General features: G+C 66.7%; 11 protein-coding genes. 6 read left to right on the forward strand and 5 right to left on the reverse strand.

All coding sequences use genetic code 11. The features are described from left to right. The first annotated feature begins 29 nt into the window (after window positions 1-29). Together B9C43_RS08385 and B9C43_RS59920 are read left to right on the forward strand one after the other, a co-directional pair. On the forward strand, window positions 30-2,948 hold the full coding sequence (locus B9C43_RS08385) for a M36 family metallopeptidase (protein WP_084425663.1): 2,919 nt from the start codon (window positions 30-32) through the stop codon (window positions 2,946-2,948). A 120-nt stretch (window positions 2,949-3,068) separates the two neighbouring features. Beyond that, complete coding sequence (locus tag B9C43_RS59920) at window positions 3,069-5,261, forward strand: patatin-like phospholipase domain-containing protein (RefSeq protein WP_327221958.1); 2,193 nt, start codon at window positions 3,069-3,071, stop codon at window positions 5,259-5,261. Between the two features lie 6 nt (window positions 5,262-5,267). Here the strand turns inward: B9C43_RS59920 and B9C43_RS08395 are convergent, their stop codons facing one another. After that, on the reverse strand, window positions 5,268-6,041 hold the full coding sequence (locus B9C43_RS08395) for an SDR family oxidoreductase (RefSeq protein WP_084425336.1): 774 nt from the start codon (window positions 6,039-6,041) through the stop codon (window positions 5,268-5,270). A gap of 87 nt (window positions 6,042-6,128) precedes the next feature. Here B9C43_RS08395 and B9C43_RS08400 point away from each other — a divergent pair, with 87 nt between their 5' ends. The 4 genes from B9C43_RS08400 to B9C43_RS08415 all read left to right on the forward strand — a co-directional run bounded on the left by B9C43_RS08400 (window position 6,129) and on the right by B9C43_RS08415 (window position 10,400). Next, window positions 6,129-8,702 (forward strand): NACHT domain-containing protein, encoded by a 2,574-nt coding sequence (locus tag B9C43_RS08400; RefSeq protein WP_084425337.1) that lies wholly within the window; start codon window positions 6,129-6,131, stop codon window positions 8,700-8,702. A 98-nt stretch (window positions 8,703-8,800) separates the two neighbouring features. Further along, a complete protein-coding gene (locus B9C43_RS08405) occupies window positions 8,801-9,223 on the forward strand; it encodes a hypothetical protein (protein ID WP_143446183.1) in 423 nt (140 codons plus the stop codon). Beyond that, on the forward strand, window positions 9,220-9,441 hold the full coding sequence (locus B9C43_RS08410) for a helix-turn-helix transcriptional regulator (protein WP_033386758.1): 222 nt from the start codon (window positions 9,220-9,222) through the stop codon (window positions 9,439-9,441). The genes B9C43_RS08405 and B9C43_RS08410 overlap by 4 nt, the downstream gene beginning before the upstream one ends. Further along, window positions 9,438-10,400 (forward strand): NAD(P)-dependent alcohol dehydrogenase, encoded by a 963-nt coding sequence (locus B9C43_RS08415; RefSeq protein ID WP_084425338.1) that lies wholly within the window; start codon window positions 9,438-9,440, stop codon window positions 10,398-10,400. Before B9C43_RS08410 ends, B9C43_RS08415 begins: the two co-directional genes overlap by 4 nt. Here B9C43_RS08415 and B9C43_RS08420 read toward each other — a convergent pair. From B9C43_RS08420 to B9C43_RS08435, 4 genes are read right to left on the reverse strand one after another with little or no spacing between them, the layout of a single operon-like run. Next, window positions 10,397-10,861 (reverse strand): winged helix-turn-helix transcriptional regulator, encoded by a 465-nt coding sequence (locus B9C43_RS08420; RefSeq protein WP_033386762.1) that lies wholly within the window; start codon window positions 10,859-10,861, stop codon window positions 10,397-10,399. The genes B9C43_RS08415 and B9C43_RS08420 overlap by 4 nt on opposite strands. Window position 10,862: 1 nt before the next feature. Continuing rightward, on the reverse strand, window positions 10,863-11,864 hold the full coding sequence (locus B9C43_RS08425; protein WP_084425339.1) for an NADP-dependent oxidoreductase: 1,002 nt from the start codon (window positions 11,862-11,864) through the stop codon (window positions 10,863-10,865). Further along, a complete protein-coding gene (locus B9C43_RS08430; protein WP_084425340.1) occupies window positions 11,854-12,834 on the reverse strand; it encodes an LLM class F420-dependent oxidoreductase in 981 nt (326 codons plus the stop codon). Before B9C43_RS08430 ends, B9C43_RS08425 begins: the two co-directional genes overlap by 11 nt. After that, window positions 12,831-13,988 carry an acyl-CoA dehydrogenase family protein gene (locus B9C43_RS08435; protein WP_235038498.1) on the reverse strand — a complete coding sequence of 386 codons (1,158 nt, stop codon included), beginning with the start codon at window positions 13,986-13,988 and terminating at the stop codon, window positions 12,831-12,833. Before B9C43_RS08435 ends, B9C43_RS08430 begins: the two co-directional genes overlap by 4 nt. Between the last annotated feature and the right edge of the window lie 396 nt (window positions 13,989-14,384).

The raw sequence follows: 14,384 nt of genomic DNA on the forward strand, positions 1-14,384 counted from the left end.
CTCCTGCGAATGTATACAAGGCTGTGGGCATGCGAAGACAACCTCTTCGGCGGGCCGGTGTGCTCGCCGCGGTCGGGGCGTTATCCGCGAGTCTGCTGTGGACAGAGACGGCGGTGGCGGCCCCGCAGCAACACCCGGACTCCCATGTCCAGGGCGACACCCACGACCATGGTGACGTCGACAATCGCCCTGGGGCGGCTCAGCCGTCCGCCCAACAGCAACAACTCGCAGCTCAGGGCAGCAGCACGGTCCGGTGGAACAAGTACGGCACGCCCGCGACGCTGGTGCCGAAGCCCGAGGTTCAGCGCCGGTCGGCCGCGCTGGCCGATCCGGTGGCCATCGCGAAGGCCTACCTCGCGGACAACCAGGCCGCGTTCGGCCTGGGTGACCAGTCCATCGGCACGATGGAAGTACTGGTCAACCGGCCAATGGGCCAGGGCTCGTACGTCATGCTGCGGCAGCGTTTCGGCGATCTGCCATCGATGCTCGACGGGCTGGCGGTGTTCGGGATCAAGGACGGCGCCGTCGTCTACCTCAGCTCCACGCTCAGCCCGAACCGGCCGAGCCCCGAGCCGGCCACCATCTCGGCCGATCAGGCGCTTGCGGCGGCGACGTCGGACGCGAGCCTTACGGGCGACGCACTGGGGACAACGCGGGTCGTACTCGGCGCCGTGCCGATGCCCGGAGGTCCGGCGCGGGCGGCGTACCAGGTCGTTCTGATGAGCAAGGACGACGAGCACCCGACCGGCTTCACGACGTATGTCGACGCACGAACCGGGCAGGTGCTCGTGCGGGAGAACATCGTCGACCACGACTCCGACAACCCCGAGTGGGACGTCTTCCCCGCCAACCCGCCTGCCGACTACTCGTCACAGGACAACCGGGTGCGGTGGTGCCTGGTGCAGGCGCCTGGTTGTGAACGTGCGGTCAGCACGGCCGATCGTGGTGTCGCGTGGGATGTCGACCCGGCGACGGGCGCTCCGACGTTGACAACCGCGGGCAACTCAGCCAAGGGCTGGGAGAAGTGGGACGACCTGGCCAGTGGCACGGTCGGTACCCGTACCTCCACGCCGAGCCCGACGCGCGAGTACACGTACCCGTGGACCAACCAGTGGTACAAGGAGAAGTGCAACCCGTCGGTCTTCGCGAGCCCGCAGCAGAACGACATCGACGCCGCACTGGCCAACCTGTTCGCGTCGCACAACCGGATGCATGACTGGTCGTATCACCTCGGCTTCACCGAGGAGACCTGGAACATGCAGGCCAGCAACGGTGACCGCGGCGGTCTCGGTGGCGACGCCGAGCGTGGCAACGCGCAGGCCGGTGGCCGTGCGGGTGGCGCGCCTCCTGGTTTCCCGTCACGTAACAACGCCAACCAGGCGACTCCGCCTGACGGCGTGCCGCCGACGACGAACATGTACCTGTGGCAGCCGACGCCTGGCGGGTTCTACGCGCCGTGTGTCGACGGCGACTACGACATGTCCGTCATCGGGCACGAGTACGGCCACGCCATCAGCGGCCGTCTGATCGCGGGCCCGAACAGCGGTTGGTCGGGTGCGCAGGGTGGCGCGATGAACGAGTCCCACTCGGACCTGTTCGCGATGGAATACCTGTACGAGTACGGCTTCAAGCCGCGTGGCGACACGCCGTACGTCACCGGTGGATACGCCACCGGCGATCTGCGTACAGGTATCCGTAACTACGACATGAGCAAGAGCGAGCTCAACTACAGCAACATCGCGTACGACCTCGTCGGGCTGCAGGTGCACGCCGACGGCGAGATCTGGAGCTCGACGAGCTTCGATGTCCGGCAGGCGATGATCGACAAGTACGGCCTCGGCACACCCGCGCTGCAGCGGGACTGCGCCGACGGCAAGGTGCCGGTCGAGAAGTGCCCCGGCAACCGGCGCTGGGTACAGCAGGCGTTCGACGCGTTGCTGCTCAACGCGTCCGGCGCGGTGAGCTACGTGGACATGCGCGATGCGACCCTGGCGGCGAACCAGATCCGCTTCGGTGGCGCGGACTTGCCGATCCTGTGGAATGCCTTCGCACAGCACGGTTTGGGCCGTGACGCGGCGAGCAACGGCGGCAACGACGCCGACCCGACGCCGAGTTTCGCCTCACCGCACGGGCGCAACGGCACGGTGAAGCTCGCCGCGCACAAGCCCGCGCGGCTGTACGTCGGTGACTACGAAGCCCGGACGGTTCCGGTCGCCGACACCGATCCGGCCACTCCCCTGCCCGACACGGTGGAGATCACGCCGGGAACGTACAACTTCACTGTGGCGGCAGAAGGATTCGGCAGCTCCAAGGTCCGCCGGACGATCCGCGCGGGCGAACGCGAGCTGCTCGTCCCGCTGTTGCTGCCGAACGTGGCGTCCCGCAGCAATGGCGCGACAGCCACTGGTGACGGTGTGAACGCGGACAAGCTCATCGACGACACCGAGGCGTCGAACTGGGCGTCGGTCGGATCGCCGGTCGCGGGCAAGAGCGTACGGATCGACCTGGCGGGCGACCGGCCGCAGCTGGTGACCCGTGTGCAGGTCAGCGCTCAGCTGAGGCCGCAGATCGCCGGGGACGCGGACCCCGATCCGCAGAACCGATTCACCGCCTTGCGGCAGTTCGAGATCCTGTCGTGCAACGCGGCGTTCGGCAAGGACTGCGCCGACCCGGCGAACTACCGCAAGGTGTACACCAGCCCGGGCAACGCGTTCCCGGCTGACGCACCGCGGCCGACCGCGCCGGACCTGTCGGCGAGGTCGTTCAACATCCATCCGACCGTGGCCACGCACCTGATGGTTCGTGTTCTGGCCAACCAGTGCACGGGCGCGAAGGAATACGCCGGGTCGCAGCACAACGACCCACGCTCCACAAGCGACTGCACCACCGGCAACCCGACAGTCGCCCAGACCGTCCGGATCGCCGAGCTGCAGGCGTTCGCCTTCTGATCGAAAGGGCGGGTCGCCGCCTGCCCGGCGACCCGCCCCGAAATACCGGATCCGCCTCAGCCCATAACCTAGTGTCCACTCCGGCCGATAAAGGAAAGAAGCACGGCTCGGGGAGGACAGATGGACCCGATCGACGAGGTGGCCGGGTACGAGCAACCGGATCGTTATCACATCGCGGCCGACACGGACTTGATGCGGCTTTCGCCCGCCGCGGCGGACAATCGGGCCAAACAGGATCCGGAAGGATATCTCGAGTACGTCCAGCGCTCCTGTGATCTGACCATGCGCGGCGGTACGACCAGCGGGGTGATCTATCCACTGGCGGTCTGCGCACTTGCCGAGCACTACATGTTCCGCAACGTCGGAGGCGCGTCCGCCGGAGCGATCGGCGCCGCGACGACCGCGGCAGCGGAGTACGGCCGTTACCGGAAGCCCGCGAACCCTGTCACCGGTGACGCCGTCCAACCTGGCTTCGCCGGAATGGCCGGCCTGATCAAATGGCTGATCTCCGGCACAGGCGACGACCGCTGGCGCCTGCCGAGGCTGTTCCAGCCCAATGCCGCGCTGCACAAGGCTTATCGTCTGGTGACAGCGCTGATGCAAAGCCCCGCCACCACTGGCCGCAGGCGATTCAACGCGGTGTTCACCGCGCTGTTGTTCGCTGTCAAACCGTTGGGCACGATCGCGTTGCTCGTGTTGTTCGCGCTGTGGCTAGTCGGTCCGTACTCACTGCGATGGCTGATCGCACCGTCCACCTGGAACGGTTCACTGTGGGCAGTCGCGGTTCCGCTCGCGGCTGTGGCTCTGGCCGTGGCCGCGTGGTCGTACAAGGTGACCGCGGCCAGATTCGGCAAGATCACGTTGTTCTTCTTGATACCACTGGTGCTCGGCCTGACCGGAATCCCGCTGTACGAGGTCGACGCGGCCGGGTGGGTGGTCGCGATCGCGGTGCAGATCGTGTTCTGGCTCGTGCTGACCTTCGCGGTGGCCGGCGCGTTCGCGGTGATCTACAGCGTCGCCTCATGGCCACTGCTGGCGCGCTACAAGGAGCACCGCTTCGGCCTGATCCCCGGTGCGTCCGAGTTCAAGCCGAATTTTCTCGACCGCGTCTGCGGGATCCCGTCGGCGCCGGTGCCGCCGCTGGCGACCTGGCTGGCTGACCGGATCGACGATCTCGCGGGCATCGATCACGAGCGCGCGCTGACGTTCGGCGACCTGTGGCGTGGCCCGGACAAGCCGCGTGAATCGGATCCCGAGTACTGCCCACCGCCCGGCGACCGCGTGATCAACCTGGCGCTGATGACCACCGACCTGTCGGCCAGCCGGCCGCACCAGTTGCCGTTCCCCGCGGCCGAGCGCTGGCAGTTCTGCCCGGAATGCCTGCGCGGCCTGATCCCCGACCGCGTCATCACCCAGATGTCCACGTCCACAGTGGACGGAGTGACGTGCCCCGATCACGAGAACGTCGGTCTGCGGTGGCTGCCACAACCCTGCGACATGCCAGTCATCCTGGCTGCGCGGATGAGCCTGCCGCTGCCCGGGTTGATCTGCCCCGTCGTCCTGTACCGCGACCGCACGCCGCACTGGTTCTCCGACGGCGGGATCACCAGCAACTTCCCCATCCACTTCTTCGACTCGCTGTTGCCCCGCTGGCCCACGTTCGGCCTGAACCTGGAGTCGGTGGAACGCAAGGTCGAGGACGGCGAGGTCGACCTGCCGGAGCAAGACGCCTCGAGCCCTCGCGAGCCCTACACCGAAATGGGCGACACGGCGCTGGCCTTCGTCGGCAGGATCCTGAACACCTTCCTGGACTGGCGTGACACCACGCAGTCGGCACTGCCTGGTTTCCGCGGCCGGATCGCCACCATCCCGCAGGCACCGGACGAAGGCGGCACGAACCTGTTCATGACCCCGGAAGTGATCGGCCGCCTCGCCCTGCGCGGCCGTGCCGCGGGAGAGGCCCTGCGCCGCCGGTTCACCGAGCAGCACGGCGATGAGCAGGACGGCTACACCCGCACCGACCGCTATCGCTGGATCCGGCTCCGGCTGGCGTTGCGGGAGTTGCGCGAGATCTCCTTCCAGGCTGATGCCCGGGCTGCGCTGTACAAGGATCGGACCGCCCACTACCCGATTCCGGCCGCGATGCGTGACTGGTTCGCCGGGCCGACGTTCCCGCCGGTGGTCGAGCCGTACGCCGACGACATCGTGTGCTCGTACGACCACTTCATCGAGATGGCCAACACCTGCCTGGTCAAGCAGTTCGACGGCACGGCCCCGGTCAACCCGGTGCTGCGGCTGCTGCCGGACGAGTGACCGGGATCAGGCGGCGCCGGTGATCCCGCCGTCGACAGGGATCACCGCGCCCGTCAGGTAGGCGCCAGCGGGTGAGGACAGGAAGATCGCCGTGCCCGCGATGTCCTCCAGCCTGCCGATGCGCCCCAGCGGGACGGTGGATTCGATCTGGCCGAGCCCACCGGGCGCGTCCAGCAACCACTTGGTCATCTCGCTGACGAAGAAGCCGGGCGCGATCGCGTTGACTGTGATCTCCTCGCTCGCCAGGCGCTTCGCGAGGTGGCGGGTGAGCATGTGGACAGCGGCCTTGCTCGCCGAATACGAGTAGTTCTCGAACGACGGCACACGGATTCCGTCGATCGAACCGATGTTGATCACACGGGCGGGCCGCTGTGCACCGGCCCGCAGCGCCGGCAGCAGCGCGGTGGTCAGCTCGAACAGCGCGGTGACGTTGGTGGAGAGGATCTTCTCCCAGCCCTTCGCCGGGAACTCCTCCAGCGGCGCACCCCAGGTCGCGCCGGCGTTGTTGACCAGTACGTCGAGCTGCCCGCCGAAGTGCTCGCCAACAGCGGCCACAAGCCTGCCGATGTCCTCTGTAGACGTCAGATCCGCCTGCAGCGCATGGCATTCGCCCGTTTTCGACAGGTCTTCGGCGACCTTCGCGGCGGCGTCGGGCTTGCGCGCGCAGACCAGCACACGCGCACCAGCCTCGACCATGCCTCGCGCGATCATCTCGCCGATACCCCGGGAACCGCCCGTGACGAGCACCGTCTTACCGTCGACGGAGAAGAGTGCACTCATGGTCGGAGCCTAGCGGCAGCCGAAACCAAAGCACGGATTCCGACGATAGTCAGATCGCCTGTCGGAAGGTGGTCCAGGAGATGACGCATGCGGTCGACCAGTAGCAAGGTGCTATGGGTAGTCGTGGTCGCCAATGTGCTGACCGCGTTGATCGCGATCGTGACCAATGTGGCCACAGGCGTGCTGCCAGACGCCTGGCAACCGTACCTCTGGATCGCGTGGCCGGTGCTGGCGGCGCTGGTCCTCAGCGGAATACCGCTGGTGATCTACCTACGCCGCATCGATGCGGGCCACCCCGCAGTGACCGACGATCGCGCGGAGTTCAGCCGCAAGGCAATGCTCGCTCAGGTCCGCACGATGTGGGTCAACGGCGTGTTGACGCAGTCGTTGTACCAGCAGACGCTTGTCGAGCTCGGACTGGAAGAGCGGCCAGGGTTTTTGCGTCGGCCGTGGGACATGATGCTGGAGACGGCCGACCAGCGACCACGGCCGGTCGAGCCGGGAACTCGGCTGGTCGATGTCGTGGAACGGTATCGGGGCTTGCTCATGCTCGGCGCGCCGGGAGCGGGCAAGACCACGATGCTGCTCACTCTGCTGGAAGACCTGCTTGACGTCGCCACCCGCGACAAGACCGCGCCGATCCCTGTGGTTTTCCCGCTCGCGAATTGGTCGTCGGACAGCAAACCCCTGGAGGAGTGGTTTGTCGAGGAGCTGTGCGGGCCGTTGTACGGCTTGTCTCCCGAACTGGCACGCAGCTGGATCGCCAACGACCGGGTATTGCCGCTGCTGGACGGGCTCGACGAAGTCGTGCTCGACAAGCGGCTCGCGTGTGCGCAGGCCATCGAGGCTTTCCATCGCACGCACCGCCTGCTGCCGCTCGTCGTGGCCAGCCGCATCGCCGACTACAACGCTCTGGGATTGCGCTTCTCGTTGGGCACCGCGCTGCTCATCCAGCCGCTGACACAGACCCAGGTACAGGACTATCTCGGCCAGTTCGGTGAACCGATGGCCGGGCTGCGCGAAGCCTTGGCAGGAGAACCCGCGCTCTGGGATCTGCTGCGAACTCCGTTCCTGCTGAATGTGGCGGTTCGCGCTTACCACGGGCTGCCCGCTGAGGACGTCGCTACCGAAGGGCCGACCCAGCAGCGGCAAAGCCGGCTCATCGCCGCGTACGTCGAACGTGCCGTCCGCCGGAAACCACACGGCCCTCGGTTCGCACCATCGGATGTCGTCCGATGGCTCGCTTACTGCGCGCGGTGGATGGGCAAAAACCTGGAGTTGTTCTTCTTCGTCGAATCCGTCAACTCGAACTGGCTGCCGAAGCGTCTTCGCAGACGAGTCATCACAGTCACCGCACTGCCCGCGTCCGTGCTTCTCGGTGGCTCTGCGGGACTGCTACTCCATCTGTTCATCGACACATGGACCGGCATCGTTCTGGGACTCCTCGCCACCATTGGCTTTGGTCTCGGCCTGTCCACCGGTCACGGCGGCGAGGTAGCGCACGCCTCCGGCGGCAATCGTCGCGCACTGCTGATGGAGTACCTCGGAGAATGGGCTTTTCTCGGTGTCTTCGGCGCGCTCGGCTTGGGATTCGCCGGCGGTGCGTTCGGGGCCTTGGTCGGCACGATCGTCGGCGTTGTCGGCGTCATCACCGGAGACGGTTCTTTCTTCGCCGCGGTCATCGACAAGGGGGTGGCCGGCCTTCTCATCGGCGCCGTGCTCGGGGTGCTTTTACCCATGGTGCAGACATGGGGCGGCGATCGTCAGGCGCTGCGCAACCGGCCATCCGGCGCCGGCCTACGAGACGCGGTATGGCTCTGCGGGACTTCGTTCCTAGTGGTCTGTGTGCCGGTGACCGCGATCTTGGGTGTCTTCTACGGGCCGGATGGCGCAGTCACTGGTGTCGTCTTCGGTGGCACGGCCGCGTATCTGTTCGGTGGCCGCGGACTTGCCACCTACTGGCTCACTCGCCGAGTGCTGGTCCACGGTGGCATCACGCCGTCGCGTCCGCTCGCCTTCCTCGACTTCGCCGTCGCGCACACGCTGATGCTCAGGGTCGGCGGCGGCTACATGTTCGCCCACCGGCTGCTGCTGGAACACTTCGCCAGCCTGCAGCCGGAGGATGTACCGAAGCATTATGTCCACGAAGGACTGTCGGTCATCGACCTTCGACCTGAGACACTACTGGCACGCACAGTGGACGACGCCCGCACGGCAACGCCCGGGGACGCAGTCCAGGCCGTCACCTACACGGGCTCCGTTCTGCCGGCCACGGTATGGGCTCCATCCGCGATGAAGGTCGCCGAAACCTTACGGGCTCGAGTCCCGGCCACCCTCGAACCCTCTCTCTATGCCGGCGGTCACACCCCACAATCGCGGTTCTACGAGACAGCCCTCCGCGCCGCCGCGGACGTTCTCCGCATGGTCATCGCGGCCCAACACGATGACCTTTCCCTGGTTGCGAGTTTCCAGCTCGGCGACCTTCTCACCACCCCAGTGCCAGGCGTCTTCGATTCCGCCTACGACTGGCGGGATCCCTACATGGACGACGCGGTCGCCTCCCTGCGCGCGATCACAACCCGGGGCGATGCCGCACTCGCCCGCCGCGCTGTGGAGATGTTGGACAAGCTCGTCATCACTCCGCCGGCCGACCAGGGCTGATCCCCGACCGCCGTCCGATGTAAAGAAGCTTTGACATGATGTTGGACCTGCTTTACATTGGCTCATGTCAAAGTTGTTTTACATCGGCGGGAGTGGGCGTGGCATTCGAAGAGAAGCGGGCGTGGATCATGGGCGTGGTCACGATCGTGGGCTCGACCATCTACGTGATCATCATCCTGAGCCGGAGCGGCGCCGCCCCACTGGTTGAAACCCCCTACGTGGCAACGATGATCTGGACGATCGGGATCGCCATCGCGGTGTCGATCGTGGCCGAGATCGTGATGGCCGCGACGATCCCGCAGGCCGAGCGCAGAAAGGACCAACGGGACCAGGAGATCGGCTACTTCGGTGATCGGATCGGCCAGTCGTTCACGGCCATCGGCGGGGTCGGCGCGCTGGTACTGGCGATGACCGAGGCGAACCACTTCTGGATCGCCAACACCATCTACCTCGGCTTCGCACTGAGCGGGGTTCTGTCCTCCGCCGCGAAGATCGCCGCCTACCGGCAGGGGTTCCAGTGAAGCCGACCAAAGTGACCAACCAGATCAGGGCGCTGCGGTTCGCCAACGGCGAGATGACGCAGGCCGAACTCGCCGAACGGATCGGCGTCACCCGGCAGACGATCATCGCCATCGAACAGGGCCGCTACTCCCCCTCCCTGGAAATGGCGTTCCAGATCGCCCGCGTGTTCAAAGCACCCCTTGACGAAGTGTTCCACTACCCAGGAGACGAAGAATGAAGGCAATAGTCCAGGACACGTACGGCACCAGCGAAGTCATGCAGTTCCGGGACGTCGGCATGCCGACGCCCAAGCCGGGCGAGGTGCTCATCCAGGTCCGCGCCTCGGCCATCGACGCAGGCGTGTGGCACCTGATGACTGGCCTGCCGTACATGATCAGGCCGGCCCTTGGCTTACGCAGGCCCAGAAATCCGATCCGGGGCACGGACGTGGCCGGGGTCGTCGAGGCGGTCGGCGCCGACGTGACCGAGTTCAAGCCGGGGGACGAGGTGTTCGGCACCTGCTGGGCCGCGTTCGCCGAGTACGTGACGACCAAGCCAGCCAAGCTGACCCGCAAACCGGAGAACCTCACGTACGAGCAAGCAGCCGCCATCCCGGTCTCGGCCACCACCGCGCTGAACGCGTTGCGCGACAAAGGCGAAGTCCAGCCGGGCCAACGGGTTCTGGTGATCGGCGCGGGCGGCGGGGTCGGGTCGTACGCCGTGCAGCTCGCCAAGATGTTCGGCGCGGACGTCACCGGCCTGTGCAGCACGTCCAAAATGGACTTCGTGCGCAGCCTCGGCGCCGACGAGGTCCTCGACTACACCAAGGACGACTTCACCCGCGACGAATTCGACCTCATCCTCGACATCGCGGGCAACCGGCCGCTCAACCACGTCCGCAAAGCCTTGTCGGCACGGGGAACGCTGGTCATCGTCGGCGGTGAGAACGGCGGGAAGATCCTCGGCGGCACCCAGTGGATGCTCAAGGCTCCGCTGCTGTCGCTGTTCACCTCGCACCGGGTGCGCGGTGTGATCTCACTGGCCAACAAGAAGGACCTCGAGGTGCTCAGGGACCTCGCCGAAGCCGGGAAGATCGTCCCGGCCATCGACCGGGTCCACCCGCTCAGCGAGGTCCCCCAAGCTGTCGCCTACGCCCAGGCAGGCAAGGCCAAGGGCAAAATCGCCATCACGGTCTAGCCGTTGCCGAACGACGGACCTGGCTCCGGCGTGACGGTGTGATAGTCGATGTCCCCGCCGCAGTTGCGACACGCCACGTACGATTCCGAGATCTGTCCGCATCCCTTGTGCCGGAACAGAATCGGCGGCCCGTCCGGGTCGGCGAGGTACCTGTCGCCCCACTGCATCAGCGTCACGATCGCGGGGAACAACTCCCGGCCCATCTGGGTCAGCCGGTACTCGTGCCGGTCGGGCTCGTAGGGAACCCGATCCAGCAGCCCGGCTTCGACCAGGGTCTTCAACCGTGCCGACAGCGTCGGCCGTGGTATCGACAGGTTACGGGCGAACTCGCCGTACCGGCGGACCCCGAACAGGCACTCTCGCAGGATCAGCAGGCTCCACCGCTCGCCGACCAGCGCCAGTGCCCGGCCGACGGTGTCGGACTCGAACCGGTGCTTGAGGTCTTCCGGGGAATAGGCCACGTCACACCGCCAGGATCAGCTTGCCCGTGTTCTTGCCGGCGAAAAGCCCGAGAAGCGTCTCCGGGAACGCGGTGATCCCGCCGTCCACAATGGTCTCCCGGGAGGTGATCCGGCCGTCCCGCAGCCACGCCGCGAGATCCGCGGTCGCTTCGGGATACCGGGCGGCGTAGTCGAAGACGACGAAACCCGTCATCGAGGCACGCCGGACAAGCAGCTGCATGTAGTTGGCCGGGCCACGTGCTCCCGTTTCGGTGTTGTACTGCGAGACCGCACCAGAGATGATCACACGGGCGCCGCGCGCGAGCCGGGCGAGCACCGCTTCGAGAATCTCGCCGCCGACGTTGTCGAAGAACACGTCGACACCGTCGGGGGCGTGCTGCTTCAACTGGCCGCGGAGGTCACCGGCTTTGTAGTCGATCGCCGCGTCGAAGCCGAACTGGCTGACCAGGAGCTCGCACTTCTCCGGCCCGCCCGCGATGCCGATCGCCCGACAGCCTTTGATCTTCGCGATCTGCCCGGCGATGCTGCCGACCGCACCGGCCGCGGCGGACACCACCACCGTCTGCCCCGGCTCGGGCTTGCCGATGTCCAACAGGCCGAAGTACGCGGTGAAACCGGAGCTGCCGAGGGTGCCAAGGTGCACGGGCGCCGGCGCGAGCGAGGTGTCGACAGTGGACACTCCGGTGCCGTCGGAGATCGCGTACTTCTGCACCCCGAACACGCCTTGCACGACGTCACCCTCGGCGAAGCCATGGTGCTTCGACGACACGACCGTACCGACCGCCATCGCCCGCATCACCTCGCCGATCCCCACCGGCGGCAGGTACGACTTGCCGGCGTTCATCCAGCCACGCATCGCCGGGTCCAGCGACAAGTACTGGTTCTGCACCAGGAACTGGCCGTCGCCGGGCTCGGCGACGGGTTCCTCGGTGTACTGCCAGTCGGTCGGCTTGGGCAGGCCGACCGGGCGGGCGGCGAGACGGTACTGCGCGTTAGCGGTCATGCAGTGTGTACTCCTTCAACGCGGTCAGGACGGAACTTCCCGCGGGATCTTCCGCGGTACACGGGACGATAGCGACATGATCGGCGCCAGCCCGGTGGTATTTCGCGATCCGGTCACGGATCTGGTCGGCCGTACCGATCGCGCACACCCTGGCCAGCAGCTCCGCCGGCAGGTCATGGGCGAGTTTGGCGTACGACTCCCCCGCCCGCGCCCGTTCGACCAGCTCGCCGTAGCCCAGTTCAGTGAACATCTCGCCGTAGCCCGGCGGTTTGAGGTACACCACCAGCTGCGAGGCGAGCTGGTGATAGCTCGCTGCGCCCGGATTGATCGCCGCGGAGACCCACACCGCCAACCGAGGCGGTTTGACGCCCGCCGCCCGCGCGTGCGCGTCGACCGCTTCCCGGACTCTGGCGACAATGCCCGGGGTCACGATGTTCAGCACGACCTCGTCGGCTTCCTCGGCGGCGACCTTGGTCATGACCGGACCGAACGCGGCGACCGAGACCGACCGGGACGGCAACGCGTGCCGCAGCCGGAACCCCTTGGTGCGCACGTGTTTTCCTGCGAAGTCGGAGCGGCCGTCCTCGAGGATCCCGCGCAGTGCCCTGACCGTCTCGCGCATCCGTGCCGCGGACTTGTCGAACGAGCGGTTGTGCCAGTTGGTGACGATGGTCGGGCTGGACGCGCCCAACGCCACGTCCACCGGGCGGCCGATCAGCCTGGCCACCGACGACATCCCCAGTGCGATACTGACCGGGCTGCGCACTCCGATCGCCAGCGGGCCGATGCGCAGACCGATCTGCCGGGTCCGCATGCCGATCGCGGTCGCCAACGCGAAGGCGTCGAACGTCACCATCTCGCCGATCCACAGCGTCCGGTACCCGAGCCGATCGGCCTCCTGCGCCACTTCGAGTGCCTCGAGGTCCGGCCGGTACAGCCAGAACGGGATCACCGCGCCGATCTCGCTCACAACTGCTCCACTCTCGCCGGTTGGCCGAGCAGCAGTTTGCCGGGCAGTTCGTAGCTGGCCTGGTTGACCTGGAAGTGCGCGGTCGCGGTGTGCGCGTCGCGGAACCGGCGCTCGAGTGGCGAGGACTTGTAGATCGAGGCGCCGCCGCCCAGTTCGTACATCGCGGTGGTGACTTCGGCGGCTGTGCGCACGACATGGGTCGCGGCAAGGCGCAGGCCGACCCGCAACGATTCCGGTACTGGCTCCTGCAGTTGCGCGGCCTGCCATGCGTCCTCAATGGACTGGTACATCAGCACCCGGGCGGCGCGCAGTGCGGCCTCCGACGCGGCGACCGTGGCCTGCGTCTGCGAGCGCTCGGCGAGAGTTCGTGTCGAACCGAGCGATTTCTTCTTCGTCGCGAGGTCGAGCAGGTCGTCGATCGCGCCACGCGCGTTGCCCAGCGCGGCGGCCGCGATCGACAGAGCGAAGTAACCGAAGAGCGGGAAGCGGTGCAGCGCCGTGGCATCCGGCGGCGGGCCCTCGACCACCGAGAAGACCCGGTGATCCGGCACGAAGACGTCCTTGGCCACGCAGTCGTGGCTGCCGGTACCGCGCAGACCGTTGGTGTTCCACGTGTCCAGCACGGTCAGGTCGGCCTTGCCGATCGCGGCCACTTTCAGCTGGTCGCCCAGCACGAACCCGGCGAACAGCCAGTCGGCGTGCGGGATTCCGCTGCAGAACGGCCACTGTCCGGAAAGGACAATTCCGCCGTCGACCGGCGTGCCCTTGCCGCGCGGCGCCCACACGCCCGCGGCGACCGTGGCCGGGTCGGTGAAGATCTCCTCGGCGCCTTGCCGGGGCAGGTAGGCGGACAGCAGGCTGCTGGTGACCGCGATCGAGACGCACCAGCCCGCGGACGCGTCGCCGCGAGCGATCGCCTCGGCGGTCTCCAGACTGACCGCGGGCGGCGCCTCGGGGCCGCCGAGGCTGGCTGGTACACCGGAACGCAGCAGTTGGGCCTTGGCCAGCTGCTCGACGAGGGCGGGCGGCAAGGCGCGCGCGTCCTCGATGTCGGTGGCCAGGCTCTTCGCCAGTTCGGCACATGCTCGCGCTGCGCGGTGCATCTGCTCGAACTCACCGGGTCGCGCGCTTGCTGGAACGACTACGTCAGGCACTTGCACTCCTGCGTCGGTTCAAAATTCTTACCGGTTCACTATCTTTACCACCCGCCTGCGGGCAGGAGCAAACAAGAAGGTCCTTCATGTTGTTCGGTAACGGCGTCACGGTACGCTGCCGTGATCAACAGCCAGCCGCTCGATTCGATTCGCCGATACGCCGGTAGCACCGCAGAGCAATTGACCTTCGTTCAGATCAAGGCAATCGCTACTCCTTTTGCTCAGCGCCTGTATATCAGTTTGAGCACGTCAGAATGGCGCGGCAGGCCAATCCCTTTTGTCGGTATGCTCTTTCGCGACACTCAAAGGGGGGTGCCATGGGTCATGACGTCAGAGTTCTGGGCGCGTGGCAAGTTTGTGTCAATGGCAGACAGGTCGACATCCCGGCAGGTCAAC

Source organism: Kibdelosporangium aridum (genome assembly GCF_900176515.1).
In the GTDB taxonomy this organism is placed as follows: domain Bacteria; phylum Actinomycetota; class Actinomycetes; order Mycobacteriales; family Pseudonocardiaceae; genus Kibdelosporangium; species Kibdelosporangium aridum.